This window comes from Frankia sp. CcI156, from assembly GCF_001983015.1.
Lineage (GTDB): Bacteria > Actinomycetota > Actinomycetes > Frankiales > Frankiaceae > Frankia > Frankia casuarinae.
Genome location: NZ_MOMD01000124.1, coordinates 1 through 2246 on the forward strand (window position 1 = coordinate 1; position 2246 = coordinate 2246).

The 2246-nt window shown below is 71.7% G+C and carries 2 protein-coding genes; both read right to left on the reverse strand.

Features of this window, described 5'->3' with window-relative positions:
- Positions 1-1356: condensation domain-containing protein (locus CcI156_RS27530; protein ID WP_305775231.1), on the reverse strand; the 1356-nt coding region annotated here is incomplete at its 3' end.
- Positions 1353-2246, reverse strand: an 894-nt coding sequence (locus tag CcI156_RS23580) for a condensation domain-containing protein (RefSeq protein ID WP_232235310.1), incomplete at its 5' end; no start/stop codon positions are given. The genes CcI156_RS27530 and CcI156_RS23580, both read right to left, overlap by 4 nt.

Below are 2246 nucleotides of genomic sequence, written 5' to 3' on the forward strand. Positions count from 1 at the left end.
CACCACCCGCACCCACTCAGCCGCACCCAACACCGGCACCCGACCCACCAACACCCCCGGATCCGCCGCCACAGCCTCCAGGATCCGTACCAACCGGGCCAGCAGCTCCGCGGCCGTCCGCTGGTCGAACAGGTCGGGCCGGTAGTCCACGTGCAGCGCCAGCCCRTCGCGGCCAGGCCGTATGCCCAGGGTSAGGGGATAGTGCGCGGCCTGCCGGCCACCGCGCGAGGTGACCCGCAGGCTGTCCGGGTCGGCCRCCGCGGGTGCCGCGGGTGCCACCGTCGGGTCGAACGGATAGTTCTCGTAGACCACGAGCGTGTCGAAGACCGCGCCGGGCCCGGCCTCGCGCTGGATCTCGGCCAGGCCGAGGTACTGGTGAGCCGTCAACGCGGACTGCCGGGCCTGCAAGGCCACCAGCATGTCGCAGACCCGCTGGGCCGGATCCAGCGGCACCCGGACCGGCAGCGTGTTGATGAACAGGCCCAGCATGTCCTCCACCCCGGGCAGCTCGGGCGGACGACCCGCGACGACCGCACCGAACACCACGTCGGACCGGCCGGCCAGGCGGCTGACCAGCATCGCCCACGCCCCCTGCACGACCGTGTTCAGCGTCACCCCGTGGGYCTGGGCCAGCTCGCGCAGCGCTCCGGTCGGCTCGGGGCCCAGGCGCAGCTCGGTGAGCTCGGTCATTACCGGATCCCGGCCCGGGTCCGCCACCACGACTCTGGTTGGTTCCTGCTTGCCGTCCAGCTCACGGCGCCAGGCCGCTCGCGCGGCCTGGCGGTCCTGCCTGCTCAGCCATACCAGGTAGTCACGGTAAGGCGGCACGGGCTTCAGCCCGCTGGAGTCGCCGCCCGCCCGGTACACCCCGAACAGCTCGCGTTTGAAGATCGGCAGCGACCAGCCGTCCAGCAGGATGTGATGGTTGGTGATCACCAGGCGGTGGCGCCGCGCACCGAACCGGATCAGCAGGAACCGCAGCAGCGGAGGTACGGCCGGGTCGAATCCGCGGTCCAGGTCCTCGGCGGCCAGCCGGTCGGCCTCCGCCTCGGCTCCGGCCGAAGGCAGCGCCGACACGTCCGCCTCACGCCATGGCAGCGCGACCCTGGCGGCGATGACCTGGACCGGCTGGGCAAGCCCGGCCGTCTGCCGGAACCCGGCCCGCAGGTTGGCGTGCCGGTCCAGCATCGCCTGCCCCGACGCGCGCAGGACCTCGGCGTCCAGCGGTCCCTCCAGCTCCATGACGTGCTGCCCGGAGTAGACGTCCACAGCCTGCTCGTCGAACGTGGCGTGGAACAGCAACCCCTCCTGCAACGGTGAGAGCGGCCATACTTCCGACAGCGCGGAGCGTTTCATGACGAGGTCCCCTTCTCGATCTCTGCCGCCATGGCCTCGAACTGCTCCACCTGGCGCTGGCCCAGCTCCAGCAATGGGAAGTCGGACGGGGTATGTCCCCCCGCCTCGGGGCGCGCGGCGTGCTCGGCCAGGCCGGTCAGCATCGCCACCCAGCCCTCGCCCAGTTCCCGGACGGCAGGCTCGGCCAGGACGCCGGGCGGCCAGGCCAGCGAGACGGTGAGCTCGGGGCCGTCCGCCCCGTCCCGCACGGCTCCCCCGGCCTCCAGCACGTGGGCTGCCGGAAGGTCGCCGGCCTCCCCGTCGAGGCCGATCGGCTGCCAGTCCGTGTCTTCGCCGGTACGACGGGCACCGGCGAAGCGGCCCAGGTAGTTGAAGGCGATCTGCGGGGTCGGTAGCGCCGCCAGGACCGGCCGCGTAGCGGGATTCAGGTGGCGCAGCAACCCATAGCCCAGGCCTTCGCCGGGGACCGCCCGCACCTGCTCCTTGACCTCCTTGATTATCCGGCCGGCGGCGGGGCCACCGGCGCGCAGGTCCGCAAGGTCGACGTCGGGCAGTTCCAGCCGTACGGGATGGACTCTGGTGAACCAGCCCACTGTTCGGGACAACTCGACGTCCTCGGCCAGCGGCTCGCGGCCATGTCCCTCCAGGTCGATCACGATGGCCTCCGACGCACCGTCACCCCGCCGCCGACGCCATTCGGTCACGGCGGCGGCGAGCCCGGCCAGCAGCACGTCGTTGATCCCGGCGTGGAACAGCGTAGGTACGGTCGTGAGCAGCGCCGCCGTCACCTCCAGGGACACCGAAAACGACAGCTGCCGCATACTCGACGCCACATCACGGGCCGGATCAAGCGGCCGGTCACCCAACAGGACGTCATCACCGGTAAGAAT